We start from the raw sequence: 20,093 nt of genomic DNA on the forward strand, positions 1-20,093 counted from the left end.
ACTCAAGACATCGCGGGGTGCTCGGCGCGACCTTGGTACGCATGACGAAAACCTCCGCAGTGCCTCCCACCACCGTCGCGTTCTTCGTCCAGGCCGCGTGTTCGTTCGGGCTGGCGCTGATCGCGGTCGTCATCGGCATCTGGTACCTGCCGGTCGACGGCTGGGTCCGCGGCTTCCTCGCCCTCGGCATGCTCTTCCTGACGACCTCGGCGTTCACCCTCGCCAAATGCATTCGTGACCGGCAGGACGAGAACACCGTCGTCAGCAGAGTCGACCAGGCTCGCGTCGACAAACTCCTCGCCGAGCACGACCCCTTCAAAACGCCCGCGCTATGAGCCAGCCGGGGCTCCGGGGGCCAGCCGGTAGAGGCGGCCTTCCCGGCTCGCGAACACGAGACCGTCCTTCAGGCCCGGCCGCGCCACCGCTTCCCAGCCGGCGCGGCCGGTGATGGTGCCGAACTCCGTCGCGACGTCGCGACGTGGCAACCCCACCGCACCGCCACCGACGACCGTGCCCGCCGCGTCGGTGACCAGTACGCAGTCGGGCTGTTCGCCGCCGAGGAAGGCCCAGCCGGTGAGAGTGGTGTCGCCGGTGACCGCGGGGCTTTCGATGAATCCGGCGGTCCGCTCGGCGTTCGGCGCGCCGGTGATCACCGGCGTCGCGGCCACGTCGATCCGCGACCCGAGTTCCGGCCCGCCCGCACCACACCCGAGGGTGAAGTCGGGGGTGAAGGGGTAGACGCCCAGAAGCTGGTACTTCGGAAGGAACTCCGGGTAGGCGTTCATCTTCTTGACGACCGACGCGGCGCCGGTCTGCATGGCGACCGCGAGGACGGGCTGAGTCGGATAGTCCTTCCGGAGGAGGTACGCACTCGATGATCCGACGGCATAGGTGCCGAGCCCGACGACGAGCGCGATCGGGACGAGGTAGCGCTGGACGCGCCCTTGTGCCCGGACGGCCAGCAGGACGAGGAGCGCGCCGACGGCGAGCAGGCCGATGATCGCGTAGCGGGCCGAGAGGCCCTCGATGTTGCTGTACCGTCCACGCCCGAGCCCGATCAGCACTGCCGCCAGCGCCATGTGGAGGCCGAGGCCGACCCAGCCCGAATCGTTCACCTGATCCGTCTGTTCGGGCGCCGTCCCGCGTCGTTTGACCGCGTCGGTGACGGCCAGCCCGATGGCCACGAGCATGGCGACACCGCAGACCATGGCGGTGTCGGCCGTGGAGGCCGCCCAGGTGCGGCCGAGGACGGTCACGACCGAGCCGAAGTAGGTGTCCGCGCCCAGGATGGCGGGTGGCGAGCCTGCCTCGTTACTGGTCGCGAGGCGCCACAGGACGAGGACGCCGAGGCCCAGAACCAGGGGAAGGAGCACCTTCCACGGCCTGTCCCGGCGAAGCCACGCGATCAGGCCGAGCGCGATCCAGACCGGGAAGGCGGCGCCGTGGCCGAGACTGGCGACGACGGCGAGGATCGTGGCGGGGACGGTGTGGCCGCGATGGGCGAACGCGATGGCCGCGACGGCCGGGGCGATACCGGCGAACCACTGGATGCCCATCCAGCCCGCGCCGTAGTAGTCAGTCCCGGCGGAAGAGAAGACCAGCAGGGAAAGCGCGGTCAGGACGGCGAGCCGGGGAAGGCCGGTGAGCTTCTCGGGGAGCATGCGCCAGAGCGCGAGGTAGGTGGCCAGTGCCAGCACGAACGTGGCGATGCCGAGGGCCGCGTTGGAACCGGCGAAGAGTTTCGCGTCGGCCCAGAAGAGCATCGCGACGATGACGACCGGGTGCTCGTTGTACAGCTCGGTGAAGGTCGCCGGGTCGAGCGAGCCGTTCGCGTCGGTGGTGATGCCGATGACGCGCCAGAAGTCCCAGTAGTTCATCCGGGGTGACCTGACGGCCTCGGCGAGCGCGAGCACGATCGGGGCGAGCAGGAGGAGCCACAGCGCCACGGCGCCGGGGCGGGGCAACCGGGCAGCTCGCGGACGGTCGGCGGCGGGCTCGACGCTGGCGGTGTCGCCGCTCGACGTGCGCTCGCTCATGCTTGTTCCCCCATGCTCGAAGATCCGGTCCACAAAGTACCGAACCCCCAGGTGAGGGCCCCCGCCAGCGGGTCGACATATGCACAAATCCGAATTACTACGGTCGTGTGACCCCACTCACCGAACCTGTAGCAGTTAGTGACCATCAGAACGAGTGAACGAGACGCGCCCGACAACCGACTCGCCAACGCGAGCTATAGGTAACCCGGGGGTCCGAGGGCTCGAGCCCCCGGGAATCATGGTGAGCAAGTCATGGTCCAGGCGTTCCCTGGACACACCATGCCCACTTGCGAGCGGATGACGGGATTCGAACCCGCGACCCTCACCTTGGCAAGGTGATGCGCTACCAGCTGCGCTACATCCGCATGTCACTCAGCGCTTCAACACTCGTTTGAAGCAGTGTGGACACACCATACACAGACCGTCTGTAGCCGTTCGCACCCACCCCTCCAGGTGCTTCGGTGTCACACCTGGCGTACAAGGGGTGACGACGGCTGCATACCTCCGTATGGTGTCCCCATTCGACCGAATGGTGAGTCCTTCGGGGAGGAGGTGCCTGGCCGGATGACCGAGCAGGGCACGGTGCCGCTTCAGGCGGCCTCGGAATCCGACGAGCAGGCATTGCTCCAGCGTCTCCGTGATGGGGAGGACGCCGCCTTCGGGGAGCTTTTCGAACTTCACGCCGCCGCCGTGCGCCGGCTGGCCCGCAGTCTGGCCTCCGACCGGTCGGAGGCGGAGGACATCACGGCCGAGACCTTCTTCCGGGTGCTTCAGGCGTTGCGCCGGGGCGCCGGGCCGCGGGACTACGTCCGGGCGTATCTGCTGACGGTGGCTCGCCGGGTCTCGTGGGAGTGGCACGGCGCGCGTCGTGACGTGCCGGTGAGCGACGACGAGCTGACCTTCCGGGCCGGGGCGGGCGCGGACACGCATGCCCGCACGGCCGAACATTCGCTGATCACGACGGCGTTCACGAGTCTGCCGGAGCGGTGGCGTTCGGTGTTGTGGCAGACCGAGGTCGAAGGCGAGCAGCCGTCGATGGTCGCGCCGCATTTCGGGTTGAGCGCGAACGCGACGGCGGCGCTGGCCCGGCGGGCGCGGCAGGGGCTGCGGGCGGCGTACCTCCAAGCGCATCTGTCGGTGAACCGCGGGCCGGATTCGTGCCGGGCCGTGGTGGAGAAGCTGGGCGGGTTCACCGCGGGCAGTGTCACCGGGGCCGAAGCCCGCCGGATCAAGACCCACCTGATCGGGTGCCAGTCCTGCCGGGCGACGCACGACGAGCTGCGTGACGTCTGTTCCTCGCTGCGGGCGCACGCCGGTGTCGTCGCCTTGCTGGTGCCGGCGGCCGCCGGTGCCCACGCGAGCGGGGCGTTGTCCGGGCTCGCCGCGTCGGTCAAGGGACTTCTGCTCGGGTCGAAGGTGAAGGTCGGCCTGGCGGTGGCGTCGACGGCCGCCGCGGGCGCGGTCGGGATCGTCGCCGGTCCGGCCGTGTTCGGCACCGACGTGACGCATACCGTCGGCCTGTCCGGGGGCGGCCAGCCGGAGCTGGCGTTGCTACCGGCGCAGGTGGCGCCGCCCGCCCAAGGTAAGCCGGTGGAGCTCCCGCCCCAGCGGATCGCCGAGGACCGGATGCACGGCAAGAGCGATCGGCCCGCCGTGACCGGGCGGGGCCAGGCCGCGGAACTCGGAGTGTCCGACCTGCCGAGCCTGCCGGGTGTGGGCACGTCGCGGAAGGACCTCGGCGGCGGTGATAACGGTGCGGCCGGCGATGGCGGTGCCGATAACGGCGTGCGGCCACCGGACGAGCAAAATCCGGCGCAGGAGACCGCGCCGCGGAACGAGGTCCCGGAACCGGGCACCGGCACGAACCAGACCACCTCGAAACGGGACGACATCCCTCCCGGGGAATCGCTGAGCCCGACGTCCACGACGACCTCCCGTGACGAGACGGAGCCGTCGAGCACGCCGGAGTCGACGACTGACCCGGAAGGGTCCACTTCGCCGGAGACGGGCACGCCCGAGAGTGAGACCGGGACCCCGTCCGGCGATCCGTCGGAAGACGAGCCGAGCCCGGTGAAACCGACTTCCCACTATCCGGAACCGGGTGTCGACTACCCGACGTGCCCATAACGCCCGAGCGGGCATATCGCCCTCGAACTCTCGCGAATCCGGCTCCCGTCACGGTACGGTGGAGCTCGCTCACGACGAGCGAGCGGCCGCGCGGGAGGCGACTGAATGAACCGGCTGGTGCACGGCGAGGACGGCCGTGACTGGGTGGTCCGAGCCCAGATGGAATGGCGTGCTCCCGCGACAGCGGACGATTTCGAGCACGATGTGGCGGGCAGCTACGGCCCGGGTATCGCGATGATCGCCGTGACGGCGCTGCTCGCGATCGTGCTCATCATGTGGACCCCCGCCGACGTGAGAATCCCGTCGTGGGTTCCGCTGGCGCTCTTGCTGGTCGCGTTGTTCTTCCCGTTGCGGTGGATCCTGCGCCGCCCGTGGACCGTGGTCGCCGAGACCGAGGGCGACCTGGCGGGCGACAGGCCCTCGGAGCGCTGGGTCGGCACCATCCGCGGCATGTTCACCGTGCGCGGCGAGGTCTCGAAGATCACGAAGACCATCCAGAAGCACTCGCTGCCGGATTTCGACGGCCCCTTGCACCCGGTGGAGTAGTCGCGGCGGCCTGAACACGCGAGACTGGGGCCATGCCCGAGTTACCCGAGGTCGAAGCGCTCGCCCACCACCTGCGTGAACACGCGGTGGGCAAGACGATCTTCCGTGTCGACGTGGCGTCCCTCAGTGTGCTGAAGACGGCGACCCCGCCGTGGACGGAGCTGCACGGCCGCGAGGTCACCGGTGCCGGCCGCTTCGGCAAGCACCTCGATCTCGTCGCCGGTGATCTCCACCTGGTCGTCCACCTGGCCCGGGCGGGCTGGCTGCGCTGGTCCGACGCGTTGGCGCCGGCACCGCTCAAACCCGGCAAGGGGCCGATCTCGCTGCGCGTCCACCTCGACGCGGCCGCCGGTCCGGGCTTCGATCTCACGGAGGCCGGGACGAAGAAGGGGCTGGCCGTCTGGATCGTGCGTGATCCGGAGGAGGTCGCGAGTATCGCGCGGCTCGGGCCGGACGCGCTCTCGCTGGACCGCACGGGGCTCGAGAAGTTGTTCGCCGGACGCACCGAACGGTTGAAGACGGCGCTCACCGATCAGTCTCTGATCGCCGGGATCGGCAACGCCTACTCCGACGAGATCATGCACATGGCGAAGCTTTCTCCCTACGCCACAACCGGAAAGCTGTCCGAAGGGGCGCTCGACGGGCTCTTCGAAGCCATCAGCGAAGTGCTGACCAGTGCGGTGACGCGGTCGGTCGGCCAGTCCGCGGCCCGGCTCAAGGGCGAAAAACGGTCCGGGTTGCGGGTGCACGCGCGCACCGGGCTGCCGTGCCCGGTCTGCGGCGACACGATCCGCGAGATCTCGTTCGCGGACAAGTCCTTCCAGTACTGCCCGACCTGCCAGACCGGCGGGAAACCCTTGGCCGACCGGCGGATGTCGCGCCTGCTCAAGTGACCCGTCACTGCCGCGTTTAGTCCTCTGGATGCGGTACTTGCGCATGCAAGTACCGCATCCAGAGGACTAAACGCGGTCAGCAGAGGGCGGCCATCACCGCGGGCATCGGCGGCTTCGGCACTCGCTGCCCGCCGTGCACGTCCGCGGCGAGGTCGTACACGTTCAGCGCCAGCACGATCTGCTTCGAGCCGTCCTCGGTGCTCATCGAGACGCTGTAGAACCCCGGTCCCGCACCGGTGTTGCCCCAGACCGTCTTCTTGCCACCGGCGCAAGGCAGGTTGAGCGTCTCGACGCCGGCGCCGTACGCACCCAGCTCGCTGTACGGCACCAGCCGCTTGAGTTCGGCCTGTTGTGCGGGTTCCAAAAGCCGTCCTGTCGGCAACGCGCGATGGAACGTCGCGAGCTCGTCGACGGTCGACACCATCGCGCCCGCGGTCCAGTCGTACGACGGGCTGAACACGGTCATGTCCCTCCCCCGCATGTCGTACCCGTGCAGGTGCGGACCTCGCAGGAACGGCGACCACAGCGGGAAATACGTCCGGCCGAGCTCGAGCGGGTCGAGGATCCGCCGCTGGATCTCCTCGCGGACGTCGTTGCGGGTGATTTTCTCGATCACCTTGCCCAGCAACAGATATCCGGTGTTCGAGTACTCCACCCCGGTGCCCGGCGCGAACGAGGGCGGGTCGGCGAGCGACCGCCGGATCACCTCCGACGGCGTGATGACGTGCGCCCGGTTCCCCTGGACGAGGTACGGGTCGAAGAAATGCGGATCCAGGGGGTCGTGCACGCCGGAGGTGTGGTTCAGCAGCGTGCGCAGCGTGATCTTCTCCGGCTCGTAGCCAGGTCCGCGTACGACACCGGGCAGCCTTCGCTCCACCGGATCGTCGAGGGAAAGCGAGCCTTCGCCCGCCAGTTGCAGCACCACCGTGGCGACGAACGCCTTGGTGTTGCTGGCGATCCGGAACCGGTGATGCGGCCCCGCGGGTTCGCGCGTCGCCTGGTTCGCGTATCCGGCGCCGAAGCGCGAGACCGCCTCACCGGTCCGGACCTGGACGACCGCTCCCGGGAAACCCCCTTCGCCGACCAGATCGCCGACGGCCGCGCGCACCGGATCCCCGGCCGCGGCCGCCGTCCCGCTCGCCAGCAGGACCCCCGCCAGCACCCCCGCCGCGAGTTTCCCCGATCCGTGCATTGTGTTCCTCCCCCGGAAGCGATTGCCTGCGCACAGTCTTCCCGGCGCGACGGGGAGCGACCATGGGGACAACGCCCCGGTCTTGGGTAGGGTCGGCCCCACCCTCAGTTGTCACAACTCAACGGAAAGTGGGGAGCAGACCTTGCACCCGGTTGGTCGAGCGCAGAGCATGGACGCCGTGTCCGGGCTCGAGATCGCGCAGATCATCCCTTGGGGTGTGGCGCTGCTGCTCGCGATCCTCGTCGTCGTCCTCCTGATCAAGCTGAGGCGTCCCGCGAGCATCGTGGAGAACGCGGTGCTGCAGGCCGTCCACCGCATGTCGAAGGCGACACCGGATCTCCGCGAGGGGCTCGACGAGCAGGTCGCCGACAAGATCACCAGCCAGCTGCTGGAGATGCTCGACTGCGTCGCCGTCGGCATCACCGACAGCGAAGGCACGCTGCTGTCCTGGGACGGCGAGGCCAACGACCACTACGTCGATCTCGTCGACGCCATCGGCAACGCGATCCGCAAGCACCGCCGCGAGGTCGTCGCGCACGACAAGATGCCGTGCAACCACCGAGGCACCTGCCGGATGCGGACCGCGGTGATCGTGCCGCTGATCGTCGAGGGCGAGACCGAGGCGGCGCTGCTGGTCGTCGGGCGCACGCGCGGGCGGCTGGTGCAGATGGCCGACGCGGTCGCGCAGTTCGTCTGCACCCAGTTCGAGCTGGCGCGGCTGGACGAATCGAAGAACCAGCTCCAGCAGGCGGAGATCAAGGCGCTGCGCGCGCAGATCTCCCCGCACTTCGTCTACAACGCGCTCAACACCATCTCGTCGTTGATCCGGACAGACCCGGAGGAAGCGCGAGAGCTGCTTCAGGACTTCGCGGACTTCACGCGCTACTCGTTCCGGACGTCGGGCATGTTCACGTCGCTCGCCGAGGAACTGCGGAACATCGACCGGTACCTGACCATCGAGAACGCCCGCTTCGGCGGACGGCTCGAAGTGCGGATGAAGATCGCGCCCGAGGTGCTCTCGGTGGTCGTGCCGTTCCTGATCATCCAGCCGTTGGTGGAGAACGCCGTCAAACACGGCCTCGCGTCGAAGCCGTCCGGCGGCTGCGTCACGGTGATCGCCGAGGACTACGGCGCCGAAGCGCTGATCAGCGTCGAGGACGACGGCATCGGCATGGAACCCGCCAAGCTCGCGGACCTCCGCAGCCAGCACCGCACGGGTGCGCACGTCGGTCTCGGCAACATCAACCAGCGGATGCAGCAGGTGTTCGGCCGCGACTACGCGCTCATGGTCGAGACGGCGCCCGGCGCCGGCATGAAGGTGACCCTGCGGGTGCCGAAGTTCATGCCCGGTGTGCGGCCGAATCTGCCGGACTTCTCCGCCGACAGCGCGACCGTCCCGCCTCAGGGCGGTCCGAACGAGTCCAGCGGGGTGAGCGGTTCGCGCAGCGGCGTGCTGCCGTCGTGAACGTCGGTAACCTGGCGGTATGAGCGTTGCGGACAAGCTGACCTCCCGTCTCCCGATGATCGGCGATCGAGGTGAACGCAAGGACGTCGTCGCCGTGGTGAAGCTGCACGGGGTGATCACGCCGACCCCGTCACCCCTGGCCAGGGGGTCGATCAACCTCGCCGCCGTCGAATCGGCGCTGACGCGCGCGTTCGGGCACGAGCGGTTGAAGGCCGTCGCGCTGCAGATCAACTCGCCGGGTGGCGCGCCGACGCAGTCGGGTCTGGTCGCCGAGCGGATCCGTCAGCTCGCCGACGAGAAGAACGTGCCGGTCCTGGCCTTCGCCGAGGACGTCGCCGCGTCCGGCGGGTACTGGCTGGCCTGCGCCGCCGACGAGATCTACGCGCACCGGACGTCGATGGTCGGCTCCATCGGCGTGATCAGCGGCGGGTTCGGGTTCACCGGCCTGCTGGAGCGGTTCGGCATCGAGCGGCGGCTGCACACCGCGGGCGCGAACAAGTCCCGGCTCGACCCGTTCAGCCCGGAGAAGCCGGAAGACATCGAGTGGCTGAAGAAGATGCACGGCCAGCTCCACGAACTGTTCGTCGACTGGGTCACCGAACGTCGTGGTGACCGGCTTTCCGGCTCCGAGGACCTGTTCACCGGGGACGTCTGGCTGGGTGCCCGTGCGGTCGAGCTCGGCCTGATCGACGGCGTCGGCAGCCTTCGTCAGGTGATCACGGAGCGGTACCCGGACGCCGAGATCGCGATCGCCGAACCGAAGAAGCCGCTGCTGGCGCGGCTCGGTATCGGCGCGCCCGCCGCGGCGAGCGCGCTTCTGGACGCCGTTCAGTCCAAGGCCGCCTGGAGCCGCTTCGGCCTCTGACCCGCGTGCAATGAAGGGGCCTTTCATCGCAAAATTTGCGATGAAAGGCCCCTTCATTGCACCTGCGGCAGGGAGCGATTCACCCGAACGGTGGTAGGCGTAAGTGGTTCAGACCAGGTCTCATATCGGACATACCGCTTTGTTGTGAACGGCAACAAACCTCGACAGCGTTGACGAGGAGGTCCGATGTCCGTTACTTCTCCCCGAACGAGCCGCTGGAAGATCGCGCTCGCCGCCACCGCCGGCGCGGCTCTGATCACGGTCCCCCTGACCTTGCCCGCGTCCGCCGCCGTCCCGCCGCCCCCGGCCGGCTGGACCACCGTGTTCACCGACGACTTCACCGGCGCCGCGGGTTCGCTCCCGTCGAGCGCGAACTGGATCATCGACACCGGCCACGGCTACCCCGGCGGCCCGGGCAACTGGGGCACCGGCGAGATCCAGAACTACACGGCGAACCCCGCGAACCTCGCCCAGGACGGCTCCGGGAACCTGCGGATCACGCCGCTGCGTGACGGCGCGGGCAACTGGACCTCGGCGCGGATCGAAACGCAGCGCACGAACTTCAAACCACCCGCCGGCGGCGCGCTGCGGATCGAAGGCCGCATCCAGATGCCGAACGTCACCGGCGCCGCGGCGCTCGGCTACTGGCCCGCGTTCTGGGCGCTGGGCTCGCCGTATCGCGGCAACTACTGGAACTGGCCCGCAGTCGGCGAGTTCGACATCATGGAGAACGTCAACGGGATCAACACGGTCTGGGGCGTGCTGCACTGCGGCGTCAACCCCGGCGGTCCCTGCAACGAGACCACCGGACTGGTCGGCAGTCGCACTTGCCCCGGCGCGAGCTGTCAGAGCGCGTTCCACACCTACACCTTCGAATGGGACACGAGCGTCAGCCCCAACGTGTTCCGCTGGCTGGTGGACGGCCAGCAGTTCCATTCGGTCAGCCAGAACCAGGTCGACGCCACGACGTGGGCCAACATGACGAACCACGCCGGCTACTTCGTGCTGCTGAACGTCGCCATCGGCGGCGCGTTCCCGAACAACAACTCCGGCACCACCACGCCGGGGCCGGGGATCGTGCCGGGACACCCGATGCTCGTCGACTACGTCACCGTCCTGACCCGCGGCGGCGGCACGACCCCCACGACCACCACGGGAAGTCCCGGCGGCGGTGGCAGCGCGTACGGCACGATCCAGGCGGAGTCGTACGGCCAGGCGGCCGGGATCGCCAAACAGGCCACGTCCGATTCCGGCGGTGGGCAGAACATCGGCCCCGCGGGCAACGGTGACTGGGCGTTGTATCCGGGCATCGACTTCGGGACGCGAACGGCCGGGCAGTTCCAGGCGCGCGTCGCGTCCGGAGCGGCGGGCGGCGTCAGCGGACTCGTCGAAGTCCGGCTCGACAGCCGCTCCAACCCGCCCGTCGGCAGCTTCGCCGTCGCGAACACCGGCGGCTGGCAGAGCTGGCGGACCATCCCGGCGAATATCAGCGGCGTCACCGGCGAACACGACGTCTACCTGACCTTCACGAGCGGACAGCCCGCCGATTTCGTGAGCGTCAACTGGTTCACCTTCACACCGTGAAGGGATAGATGTGGCACGGCGAGGCGGTTCGTGTCACCGGAAAAGATGACGGCACCGGTCACCCCAGGCGCGGGGGTGCCGGTGCCGTCCTTTTCGTTCGACTTTCGTGAAGCGGGCTGGACAAGGAACGCGGCAATGGGCAGGATGCGTCTCACTGTGAGTGCTCACGATGACACCCGGAAGCTCATCGTCCTGGCGGTGGACGACGAGCCCAAAGGGCTAGACGAACTCGTCCACTGTCTCCGCAACAGCCCGCGCGTCGCCCTGGTCTACCCGGCGATCGACGCTTCGGAGGCGCTGCGCCTGCTGTCCGCGGACGACCCGAGGCTGGCCGACCGCAAGGCCCGCGGGCTGCCGATCGTGGACGCGGTGTTCGCCGACATCGACATGCCCGGTCTGTCCGGCATGGAGATGTCGCGGGTGTTCGCCGCGCTGCGCCCGTCGCCGGCGCTGGTGTTCGTGACAGGACACGCGGAAGAGGCCGTCAACGCCTTCGACCTCGGCGCGCTCGACTACGTGCTCAAGCCGTACCAGCAGGATCGTCTCGACCGCGCCATCACGCGCGTGATGGACAAACTCGCCGCCAACGCCGCGCCGAAGTACGGCCCGGAAGGCGGGCTGGGACAGGTCAAGAACGACGACGAGGTCATCCCCGTGGAGCTCGCGGGCACCACGAAGCTCATCCCGCGGTCTTCGGTCCGCTGGGTCGAGGCCCAGGGCGACTATGCCCGGTTGTTCACCACCGACGGCAGCCACCTGGTCCGCATCCCGCTCGCCCAGCTCGAAGAACGCTGGGAGAAGGCGGGTTTCGTCCGCATCCACCGGTCGTTCCTGGTCTCGCTGCCGCTGATCACCGAACTGCGCATGGGGCAGGGCGGCTATCAGGTCGTGATCGGTAACGAGGAGAAGGTGCTGCCGGTGAGCCGCCGCCACACGCGTGCCCTCAAGGACAGGCTGGTCGGCGCCAACCGGTCGACGTGACCGACGACTACTACCGCCGCGTCAACGGCGTCCGCGAACCGGACCCGACGCTCGGCAAGAGCAGGAAACCGGCGGTGCCCGAGGGCGCCGCCGTCGAACCCGTTCCCGGCGCGCCGTCCGGTCCGAAGCACGAGCAGGCCAAACCCGAACATCACGCGAAACCCAAGCGGCAGCGGGTGATCCTCGCCGACCCGCGGCAGGCCACCAGCACCCTGCGAGCCAGGGTCGAACTCGAAGAACAGACCAGCTGGGGAAAACTCCTGGTCCGGGACCTGGTGAAGATCCAGTTGCGGACGGCCTCCCTGCTGGCGCTGCTGGTGATGGTCACCCTGTGTTCGCTTCCGGTGCTCTTCTATCTGATCCCGTCATTCGGCAGGGTGACCGTCGTCGGTATCCCGGTGCCCTGGCTGATCCTCGGCGTGGCGCCTTTCCCGTTCCTGTTCGGCATCGGCCTCTGGTACAACCGGCTCGCCGAACGGCATGAACGCGACTTCGTCGACATGATCGAGAACTGACCGCGGAGCTGCACATGCGAGGATCCACACCGTGCAGCTGAATCCGTGGGCCATGGCCGGCATCGTGCTGGTAGCGGTCCTGACCTTCTACCTCGGACATCGCTCCTCGAGGTCGGCCGTCAGCACGCACGATTTCCTCGTCGCCCGGCGCACCGTGCGGTCCCGGCGCAACGCGGCCGCGATCTCCGGTGAGTACCTGTCCGCCGCGTCGTTCATGGGCGTCGCCGGCATCGTGCTCAAGGACGGCGCCGACGCCCTGTGGTTCCCGATCGGCTTCACCGCGGGCTATCTCGCGCTCATGCTGTTCGTCGCCGCGCCGCTGCGGCGGTCCGGCGCGTACACGCTGCCGGACTTCGTCGAGATGCGGCTGGGTTCGACGATGCTGCGCCGGGTCTCGACGGCGTTCGTGGTGTTCATCGGGATCCTCTACATGGTCCCGCAGCTGCAGGGCGCGGGCCTGACGCTCGCGACCATCCTGCCCGTGCCCGCGTGGGCCGGCGCGATCCTGGTGACCTGTGTCGTCGGCTTCAACGTGATCGCGGGCGGGATGCGCGCCATCACCGTCGTCCAGGCCTTCCAGTACTGGCTGAAACTGTTCGCCATCGCGGTGCCGACGTTCATCCTGTGCATCGTGTTCCTCGGTTCCGGTGGGCCGGGCAGCGCGCGTCCGCTGGGGCAGCCCGCCCCGCCGACGTTCCCGGAGAACACCACGGTTTCGGTGCAGGCCGACGTCACGCTGAAGGTCACGTCGGTGACCGTGCTCGAGGCGTACGGACAGGTGGAAGGCGCGCGTGCCAACGGTTTCGCGGTGTGGGCGCCGGAGGCCGGGCACAAGGTCGAGAAGGGCACGACGCTGAAGTTCACCGCCGGCACCCCGGTGCCGGTGGTCAGCGACGCGCCCACGTCCAACGGCGACTGGCTCCGGCCGGGGTCGGGCAGTCTCACCGATCTGCTGCAGGTCTATTCGCTGATCCTCGCGACCTTCCTCGGCACCATGGGCCTGCCGCACGTCCTGGTCCGCTTCTACACCAACCCCGACGGGAAGGCCGCGCGCCGCACGACGGTGCACGTCCTGCTGCTGCTCGGGCTGTTCTACCTGTTCCCGACGCTGCTGGGTGCGCTCTCGCGGATGTACGTCCCGGAACTGCTGGTGACCGGCAAGACCGACGCCGCCGTCCTGCTGCTGCCGTCCGCCGTTCTCCCCGGGCTCTGGGGTCAGATCCTCGGCGCGGTGACGGCGGCAGGCGCCTTCGCCGCGTTCCTGTCGAGTTCTTCCGGGCTGCTGGTGAGCGTGTCCGGGGTGGTGTCCACCGACGTCCTGCCCGGCCGCGTTCGCGATTTCCGGGTGGCGACGGCGATCGTCGCGGCCATCCCGTTCGGGCTGGCTCTTCTGCTGCCCGCGGACGATCTGTCGCTTTCGGTCGGGATGTCGTTCGCGCTGGCCGCGTCGACGTTCAGCCCGCTGCTGCTGCTCGGGGTCTGGTGGCGCAAGCTCAGCTGGCCCGGCGCGCTGGCCGGGATGCTCGTCGGCGGCGGGCTGGTGCTGACCGCGCTGGTGGTCAACATCGTCAGCAAGTACAGCGGTGGCTGGGCGCCGTGGTTCTCGAACCAGCCCGCGCTGATCACCGTGCCGGCGGCGTTCCTGACCACCTACGTGGTGAGCCGCGCGACCGGATACGGGCGGCCGGACGACGTCCACGGCGTCATGCTGCGGCTGCACGCGCCCGATCCGCTCGGGTTCATGCGTGATCGTGCGGTCGCGCGGTTCGGGCAGGCCGAAGAGAAGACAGAGAAGCCACGGACCACCGGCAAAGGCCGCCACCGGAAGTAAATCACTCTTTCGAGTCGCGAGCGTCTACGCAGAGTCGTACCGTTCACTCAAATGGATCGCTCCTTTCCTGCCCTAAGAGGGGCATGATCTTTCGTGGCAACGAAGTCATCGAATGGTCGCGGCAGACGGGAGGTCCGATGTGAGCGATACCGATCAAGGTCTCGGGTCCGATCCGGAATCCGACTGGGAAAAGATGCAGGCGAGCCCCGAATTCGCCGAGTTGCGACGAAGGCTCCGGGTATTCGTCTTCCCGGTCTCGGCCCTGTTCCTCCTCTGGTATCTGCTCTACGTGCTCCTCGCCGACTACGCGACCGAGTTCATGAGCACCAAGCTCTTCGGCAACATCACCGTCGGCCTGGTCTTCGGCCTGCTGCAGTTCGTGTCCACCTTCGTGATCACCGGCCTCTACGTCCGGTACGCGAACCGGAAACTCGATCCGCTCGCCGACAAGATCCGGCACGAGGTCGAAGGGACCGAACGGTGAATACGCTGGCAGCGGGCGTACAGGGGAGCAATCCGGCGCTCAACATCACCATTTTCGCGATCTTCGTCGCGATCACGCTCGTGATCGTTTTCCGGGCGAGCCGGAATACGAAGACCGCGTCCGACTACTACGCCGCGGGCCGAGCGTTCACCGGTCCGCAGAACGGTATCGCGATCTCGGGCGACTATCTGTCCGCGGCGTCGTTCCTGGGTATCGCCGGTGCGATCGCGATCAACGGTTACGACGGTTTCCTCTACTCGATCGGGTTCCTCGTCGCGTGGCTGGTGGCGTTGCTGCTGGTCGCGGAACTGCTGCGCAACACCGGCAAGTTCACCATGGGCGACGTGCTGGCGTTCCGGATGAAGCAGCGCCCGGTCCGCGCGGCGGCCGCGATCTCCACGCTGGCCGTCTCGTTCTTCTACCTGCTCGCGCAGATGGCGGGGGCGGGCGGCCTGGTGAACCTGTTGCTCGGCATCGAAGGGAATCTCGGCCAGGACCTGGTGATCGCCGTCGTCGGCGTGATCATGATCCTGTACGTGCTGATCGGCGGGATGAAGGGCACCACCTGGGTCCAGATCATCAAGGCCGTCCTGCTCATCGCGGGCACGTTCGCGATGACGTTGTGGGTGCTCGGGAAGTACGGCTTCAACCTGTCCAGCCTGTTCCAGGCCGCCGTCGACAAGGGCGGGCAGACCGGGGAAGCGCTGCTCGGGCCGGGCAAGCAGTACGGCAAGACCGGCACGACGAAGCTCGACTTCCTGTCGCTGGGTATCGCGCTGGTGCTCGGTACCGCGGGCCTGCCGCACGTGCTCATGCGCTTCTACACGGTGCCGACCGCGAAGGACGCGCGCCGTTCGGTGGTCTGGGCGATCGCGCTGATCGGCATCTTCTACCTGTTCACGCTCGTGCTCGGCTACGGGGCGGGCGCGCTCGTCGGCCCGGACGTGATCGCGAAGGCGCCGGGGACGACCAACTCGGCGGCCCCGCTGCTGGCGCTCGAACTGGGCGGCCCGATCCTGCTCGGGTTCATCGCGGCGGTGGCGTTCGCGACGATCCTCGCGGTCGTCGCGGGCCTGACGATCACGGCGTCGGCGTCGTTCGCGCACGACGTCTACGCCAACGTGCTCAAGAAGGGCAAGACCGCCCCGGACAGCGAGGTCCGCGTCGCGCGGATCACCGCGCTGGTGATCGGGGCGGTCGCGATCGTCGGCGGGATCCTCGCGAAAAACCAGAACGTGGCGTTCCTGGTGGCGCTCGCGTTCGCGGTGGCGGCGTCGGCGAACCTGCCGACGATCCTGTACTCGCTGTTCTGGAAGCGGTTCAACACCCAGGGCGCGCTGTGGAGCATCTACGGCGGTCTGAGCGTGTGCGTCGTCCTGATCGTCTTCTCGCCGGCGGTCTCGGGTAAGCCCGTCGACCCGAAGACCGGGAAGAGCGCCTCGATGATCCAGGGCGTCGACTTCCACTGGTTCCCGCTGGACAACCCGGGCATCGTCTCGATCCCGGTCGCCTTCTTCCTCGGCTGGCTCGGGACCGTGCTGTCCAAGGAGCACAACCAGAAGAAGTACGCGGAGATGGAGGTCCGGTCGCTCACCGGCGCCGGTGCGGAAAAGGCCGTCCGGCATTGAGTGCCTCTTCACGCGCGCGCAACGGGTCGGGATGCGAGGATGGGACTGTGGTGAGCCCTGCTGACATCCCGACCGTCGCCGTCCGTGACCTGCCGAAGGATGGTGTCGCGCTGCTCGACGTCCGCGAGGACGACGAGTGGGCCGCCGGGCATGCCCCGGGTGCCAAGCACATCCCGATGGGTGAGCTGCCCGCGCGCGTCGCCGAACTCGACGACCTGCCCGACGACCAGCCGGTCTATGTGATCTGCCGCAGCGGCGGCCGGTCCGCGCGCGCCGCCGCGTGGCTCAACGCGAGCGGCTGGGACGCGGTGAACGTCGCCGGGGGGATGGGCTCCTGGAAGCAGGAGGGGCGCCCGATGGTCGGCGACCATCCCGGCGTCGAACCCGAAGTGCTGTAACCGTGCAGCCAGGCCACTACCCGCCGAGAGCACCGATGCCGCCGGTGCGCCCCGCGCCGATGCGGCAGCCGACGCGTCATCGCGTCCGCTGGGTCGCGTCGCCGCCGCCCGGCGCCTTGTCGCAGCGGCGCAATCCGGTGGCCGAGCGCTACTCCGGTCCGCCGTCCTATCCGGTCCCACCGCGTTGGGGCTTCCCGAACCTGGTCTGGCGGCGGCCGACCGCGGTCCCCGGGACGGCCTCCGGCGAGGTCACCGCTGGGGAACGACTGCGGGTGATCACGCGAAGCCTCCTGCCGGTGCTGTGGACCTTCGCCGCTCTCGCCGTCGTCGCCTCGGCCGCCGAAATCTGGCGCTACGTCCTGCTCGTGCATAGCCGCGACTCCGCGTTGTCGACGTCCGTCGTCTCGGTGTCCGACAGCTTCGTGATCACCGCCGGCCTGCTCACGACGATCCTTTCGCTGCTGCCGTCGGGGCTCACCGTGTGGTGGCTGCTCGTGGCCAGGCACGCCGCCGCGGACGCCCGCGGCGAGGGGCCGCCGAGGCGGCAGTGGCACGTGCTGGCGTTCGTGCTGGTGCCGGTGGTGAACCTGGTCATGGTGCTGCCGATCGTCGCCGAACTCGAACACGCCGTCCTGCGCCGGACACGGGACACCCGGCCGAAGCCGTCGCGGCTCGTGCTGATCTGGTGGGGCGTCTGGATGCTGAACTGGGTGCTGCTCGGGCTCGTCATCGTCTGGCGGTTCCGTGACGGCGTCCAGGCCTTGGCCGACGGGGTCGTCCTGGTCGCGCTGACCGACCTGGCCGCGGCAGGGCTGGCGGTGGTGACGGCGCTGCTCGTGAAGCGCATGTCGGACCTGCTCGCGCCTGTGGCGGAGAAGCGCCTTCGGCTGCTTCGCGTGCTGAAGGTGGAGGGGGCGCCGGATCCGGACCGGCGGGAGCGCCCGGCCTCTTCAGTGCGCTGACGCAACTTCTCCACTGAACGTTTGAATGCGGGATCTCCGCACTCCGCTGGAAGTGGATCGGTCTGTAACATGGGGGTATGAGCAGCGAGCAGCAGGAGTGTGATCTGCCCGCCGGGGAGACCGGCCGGGCGAGGTCTGCTGTGCTCGGTCTGTACAAACCGTCCGCCCCCAGACCGAAGATCGCGCGGCCTGCCGCTGAGCGATTTTACCCTGGCGTGAAAACAGGCCTCACCGCTCATGGAATCCGCAGGCCTGAGCCAGCCAAGGACGAGCCGTCGAAGCCGTATGCGCCGCCGTCCTTTTTGGGGATGTTCGATCTTCCTGCGGACGCGTCCGAAAGCGTGAAGGCCGTGGTGCGCGGCCAGGATGTCGCCTGAGGCGCACCAGGTAATCCGATGGCGCGCCCGATAGTGGTGGATGCTGGCCCGCTCATCGCCATGGTCAGCCGAAAAGATGATCATCATCTGGCCGTGGTGTCGTGGCTGGAGACCGCGGCCACGCGTGATCTGCTGGTGCCGTCGCTGGTGTTGACCGAGGTATGTCACTACATAGAGAAGTACCTCGGCGGTGAAGCCGAGGCGGCGTTCATCGAAGGGCTCATGCGCTCGCCTCAGTTCGCCGTCTACCACCCCATGGACGACGATTTCCGGCGGATGGCCGTGCTGATGCGCCAGTACTCGGATTGGCCGCTCGGCCTGGCCGACGCCGCGGTCGTGGCCACGGCGGAACGGCTGAAGACGGTAGAGGTGGCGACGGTTGACCGCCGGCATTTCGAGCACATCAAGCCGGTGCACGTTTCCCACTTCACGCTCTATCCCGAAACCGCGCGCTGACCTGCCGAAAGAGAGCAAAGGGACCTTTGCTGCCGTCGCCGCTGGGGTGAGCCAGGTCACCGTTGACCTCCAGTTCGCTGGAGGTTCGAGACTGTGCTCATGAGCGACGACGGCGTCACCTTCATCAATGTCTTCGAGATCCCCGCGGACCGTGTGGACGAGTTCGTCGAGACGTGGCGAGAGCGCGCGAAGCTGATGCGTGACGCGCCCGGTTTCCGCGACGCCAAGCTCCATCGGGCTCTGCTGCCCGATTCACGCTTCCAGCTGGTCAACGTCACGCACTACGACAGCAAGGAAGCCTGGGAGGCGGCAGGCAAGAACCAGGTGTTCCAGGCGTCGACCGAACGCGCGGCGGAGGTCGCGACGCCCAACGCCGCGCTCTACGAAGTGGTCGTCGAGTACCCCTAGGCCGTGTCCTGCAAGTCTGCCCGCGGTCTTCACGCCCAGGCGTCCCCTGACGGCATGGGCGGCTCAGCCGAGTACAACCCGGTACGAGGCCGAACCGCCCGCACCGCCAGGAACCACCTGGATCACGAAGCCCATCGGACAGACTTACAGGACACGGCCTAGCCCGTGGTGACCCGGAGCGAGCGCAGCCCCCGGATCACGAATTCGGGCCGCCGCTCCGGGGTTTCGGCGAGCTCCAGTCCCGGCAGCTTCGAGGCGAGGGAGCTCAGCGCGGCCGCGATCTCCACGCGCGCGAGCGGGGCGCCGACGCAGTAGTGGATGCCCATGCCGAAGCCGAGGTGCGCGTTCGGTGTGCGGCCGATGTCGAGGATGTCGGGCCGGTCGAAGACCTTCGGGTCCCGTGCGGCGGCGCCGAGGAGCGCGCCGATCTTCTCGCCCTCGGCCACCGGGAATCCGGCGATCTCGACGTCGGCGGTCGCGGTCCGCTCGAAGAGCTGGAGCGGCGCGTCGAAGCGGATCAGCTCCTCGACGCACGGGTCCAGCAGATCCGGGGAGTCCAGCAGCCGCTCCCACTGGTCGCGGTGGGTCAGCAGCGCGTTGACGCCGTTCCCGATGACGTTCACCGTCGCCTCGTGCCCGGCCATCAGGAGCAGGACGGCGGTCGCGACCAGTTCGTCCTCGGTGAGCTCACTGCGCAGAAGATCGCTGACGATGTCGTCGCCGGGGGAGTTCGCGCGCTGCTTCGCGACGCCACGCAGGTACTCGACGAACTCCGCGGCCGCGGCTTCGGCGGCGTCGCGCTTCTCCTCGGCGAGCCCGTATTCGTACATCTTCACGATGTGGTTCGAGAGGGTCACCATGCGCGGGCCGTCCTCGACCGGGACGCCCAGGAGTTCCGCGATGACCGCGACCGGCAGCGGCTGCGCGAGATGCGCCAGCAGGTCGGCCGAGCCGGTTTCGGCGATCTCGGCGGCGAGCCCGTCGACCATGCCGTCCGCGAGCTCGGCGACCATCGGCCGCAGCCGCTGGACGTGCCCGCGCCCGAACGCGCCCGCGATCACCCGCCGCAGCCGCGTGTGGGCGGGCGGCTCGTTCTCCAGCAGCGAGTTGCGGTGCAGCAGGTTGAACGACGCGAACCGCTCCACCGGCAGCGCGTCCTGCCAGATGCGGCCGAGCCCGCGATGCCGCAGGACGGCGGCCGACGCCGCGTGCGACACCGCCACGGCGATGCCGAGGCCGTCGTGGCGGTGGACTTCGCCGCGCTCGCGGAGGTCGGCGAAATACGGGTACGGATTCGCGAGGAAGGCCGGGTCGGCGAGGTCGAACACGTGCCGACTGTAACCCG

General features: G+C 68.6%; 20 protein-coding genes and 1 tRNA gene. 17 read left to right on the top strand and 4 right to left on the bottom strand.

Going from position 1 to position 20,093, the window contains the following annotated elements; translation table 11 throughout:
* Positions 1-41 precede the first annotated feature (41 nt).
* Positions 42-335, top strand: coding sequence for a YiaA/YiaB family inner membrane protein (locus AC069H_RS02770; RefSeq protein WP_478223821.1), 294 nt, complete (start codon positions 42-44; stop codon positions 333-335).
* Here AC069H_RS02770 and AC069H_RS02775 read toward each other — a convergent pair.
* Positions 330-2,036: a hypothetical protein gene (locus AC069H_RS02775; protein WP_478223820.1), complete on the bottom strand. Its 1,707-nt coding sequence runs from the start codon at positions 2,034-2,036 to the stop codon at positions 330-332. The two genes, AC069H_RS02770 and AC069H_RS02775, sit on opposite strands and share 6 nt — an antisense overlap.
* Before the next feature lie 292 nt (positions 2,037-2,328).
* A tRNA-Gly gene (locus AC069H_RS02780) sits at positions 2,329-2,401 on the bottom strand.
* 199 nt (positions 2,402-2,600) lie between these two features.
* Between AC069H_RS02780 and AC069H_RS02785 the strand changes: the two genes are divergently transcribed.
* The 3 genes from AC069H_RS02785 (at position 2,601) to AC069H_RS02795 (ending at position 5,602) form a co-directional block, all read left to right on the top strand.
* The gene (locus AC069H_RS02785) at positions 2,601-4,163 is read left to right on the top strand and encodes a sigma-70 family RNA polymerase sigma factor (RefSeq protein ID WP_478231133.1); all 1,563 of its coding nucleotides are present in this window, start codon (positions 2,601-2,603) and stop codon (positions 4,161-4,163) included.
* Between the two features lie 105 nt (positions 4,164-4,268).
* A complete protein-coding gene (locus AC069H_RS02790; RefSeq protein WP_125679202.1) occupies positions 4,269-4,709 on the top strand; it encodes a DUF983 domain-containing protein in 441 nt (146 codons plus the stop codon).
* Positions 4,710-4,741: 32 nt separating this feature from the next.
* On the top strand, positions 4,742-5,602 hold the full coding sequence (locus tag AC069H_RS02795) for an Fpg/Nei family DNA glycosylase (RefSeq protein WP_478223818.1): 861 nt from the start codon (positions 4,742-4,744) through the stop codon (positions 5,600-5,602).
* Positions 5,603-5,678: 76 nt separating this feature from the next.
* Here the strand turns inward: AC069H_RS02795 and AC069H_RS02800 are convergent, their stop codons facing one another.
* Positions 5,679-6,794, bottom strand: a complete 1,116-nt coding sequence (locus tag AC069H_RS02800) for a serine hydrolase domain-containing protein (RefSeq protein WP_478223817.1) — start codon at positions 6,792-6,794, stop codon at positions 5,679-5,681.
* A 169-nt stretch (positions 6,795-6,963) separates the two neighbouring features.
* On the opposite strand from AC069H_RS02800, the gene AC069H_RS02805 reads away from it, so the two are divergent.
* From AC069H_RS02805 to AC069H_RS02865, 13 genes are all read left to right on the top strand, one after another.
* Positions 6,964-8,259 carry a histidine kinase gene (locus AC069H_RS02805; RefSeq protein WP_125679199.1) on the top strand — a complete coding sequence of 432 codons (1,296 nt, stop codon included), beginning with the start codon at positions 6,964-6,966 and terminating at the stop codon, positions 8,257-8,259.
* 19 nt (positions 8,260-8,278) lie between these two features.
* A complete protein-coding gene (locus tag AC069H_RS02810; RefSeq protein WP_478223816.1) occupies positions 8,279-9,124 on the top strand; it encodes a S49 family peptidase in 846 nt (281 codons plus the stop codon).
* A gap of 186 nt (positions 9,125-9,310) precedes the next feature.
* Positions 9,311-10,708, top strand: coding sequence for a glycoside hydrolase family 16 protein (locus AC069H_RS02815; RefSeq protein ID WP_478231134.1), 1,398 nt, complete (start codon positions 9,311-9,313; stop codon positions 10,706-10,708).
* A 144-nt stretch (positions 10,709-10,852) separates the two neighbouring features.
* Entirely contained in the window at positions 10,853-11,689 is an 837-nt protein-coding gene (locus AC069H_RS02820) for a LytR/AlgR family response regulator transcription factor (protein ID WP_478224436.1), read from the top strand.
* Positions 11,686-12,204, top strand: coding sequence for a DUF485 domain-containing protein (locus AC069H_RS02825; RefSeq protein ID WP_340685972.1), 519 nt, complete (start codon positions 11,686-11,688; stop codon positions 12,202-12,204). Before AC069H_RS02820 ends, AC069H_RS02825 begins: the two co-directional genes overlap by 4 nt.
* A 31-nt stretch (positions 12,205-12,235) precedes the next feature.
* A complete protein-coding gene (locus AC069H_RS02830; protein ID WP_478223814.1) occupies positions 12,236-14,035 on the top strand; it encodes a sodium/solute symporter in 1,800 nt (599 codons plus the stop codon).
* Between the two features lie 139 nt (positions 14,036-14,174).
* Entirely contained in the window at positions 14,175-14,519 is a 345-nt protein-coding gene (locus AC069H_RS02835; protein WP_340685970.1) for a DUF485 domain-containing protein, read from the top strand.
* A complete protein-coding gene (locus tag AC069H_RS02840) occupies positions 14,516-16,147 on the top strand; it encodes a solute symporter family protein (RefSeq protein ID WP_478231135.1) in 1,632 nt (543 codons plus the stop codon). The genes AC069H_RS02835 and AC069H_RS02840 overlap by 4 nt, the downstream gene beginning before the upstream one ends.
* Before the next feature lie 47 nt (positions 16,148-16,194).
* Entirely contained in the window at positions 16,195-16,545 is a 351-nt protein-coding gene (locus AC069H_RS02845; protein ID WP_125679193.1) for a rhodanese-like domain-containing protein, read from the top strand.
* 35 nt (positions 16,546-16,580) lie between these two features.
* A complete protein-coding gene (locus AC069H_RS02850; protein WP_478231136.1) occupies positions 16,581-17,507 on the top strand; it encodes a DUF4328 domain-containing protein in 927 nt (308 codons plus the stop codon).
* Between the two features lie 77 nt (positions 17,508-17,584).
* Positions 17,585-17,884, top strand: a complete 300-nt coding sequence (locus AC069H_RS02855) for a hypothetical protein (protein ID WP_478223811.1) — start codon at positions 17,585-17,587, stop codon at positions 17,882-17,884.
* 18 nt (positions 17,885-17,902) lie between these two features.
* Positions 17,903-18,340 carry a type II toxin-antitoxin system VapC family toxin gene (locus AC069H_RS02860; RefSeq protein WP_478223810.1) on the top strand — a complete coding sequence of 146 codons (438 nt, stop codon included), beginning with the start codon at positions 17,903-17,905 and terminating at the stop codon, positions 18,338-18,340.
* 99 nt (positions 18,341-18,439) lie between these two features.
* On the top strand, positions 18,440-18,748 hold the full coding sequence (locus AC069H_RS02865; RefSeq protein WP_340685967.1) for an antibiotic biosynthesis monooxygenase family protein: 309 nt from the start codon (positions 18,440-18,442) through the stop codon (positions 18,746-18,748).
* A gap of 158 nt (positions 18,749-18,906) precedes the next feature.
* Here AC069H_RS02865 and AC069H_RS02870 read toward each other — a convergent pair whose 3' ends face one another.
* Complete coding sequence (locus AC069H_RS02870; RefSeq protein ID WP_478231137.1) at positions 18,907-20,076, bottom strand: cytochrome P450; 1,170 nt, start codon at positions 20,074-20,076, stop codon at positions 18,907-18,909.
* Between the last annotated feature and the right edge of the window lie 17 nt (positions 20,077-20,093).

The organism is Amycolatopsis sp. NPDC043887 (assembly GCF_056435665.1).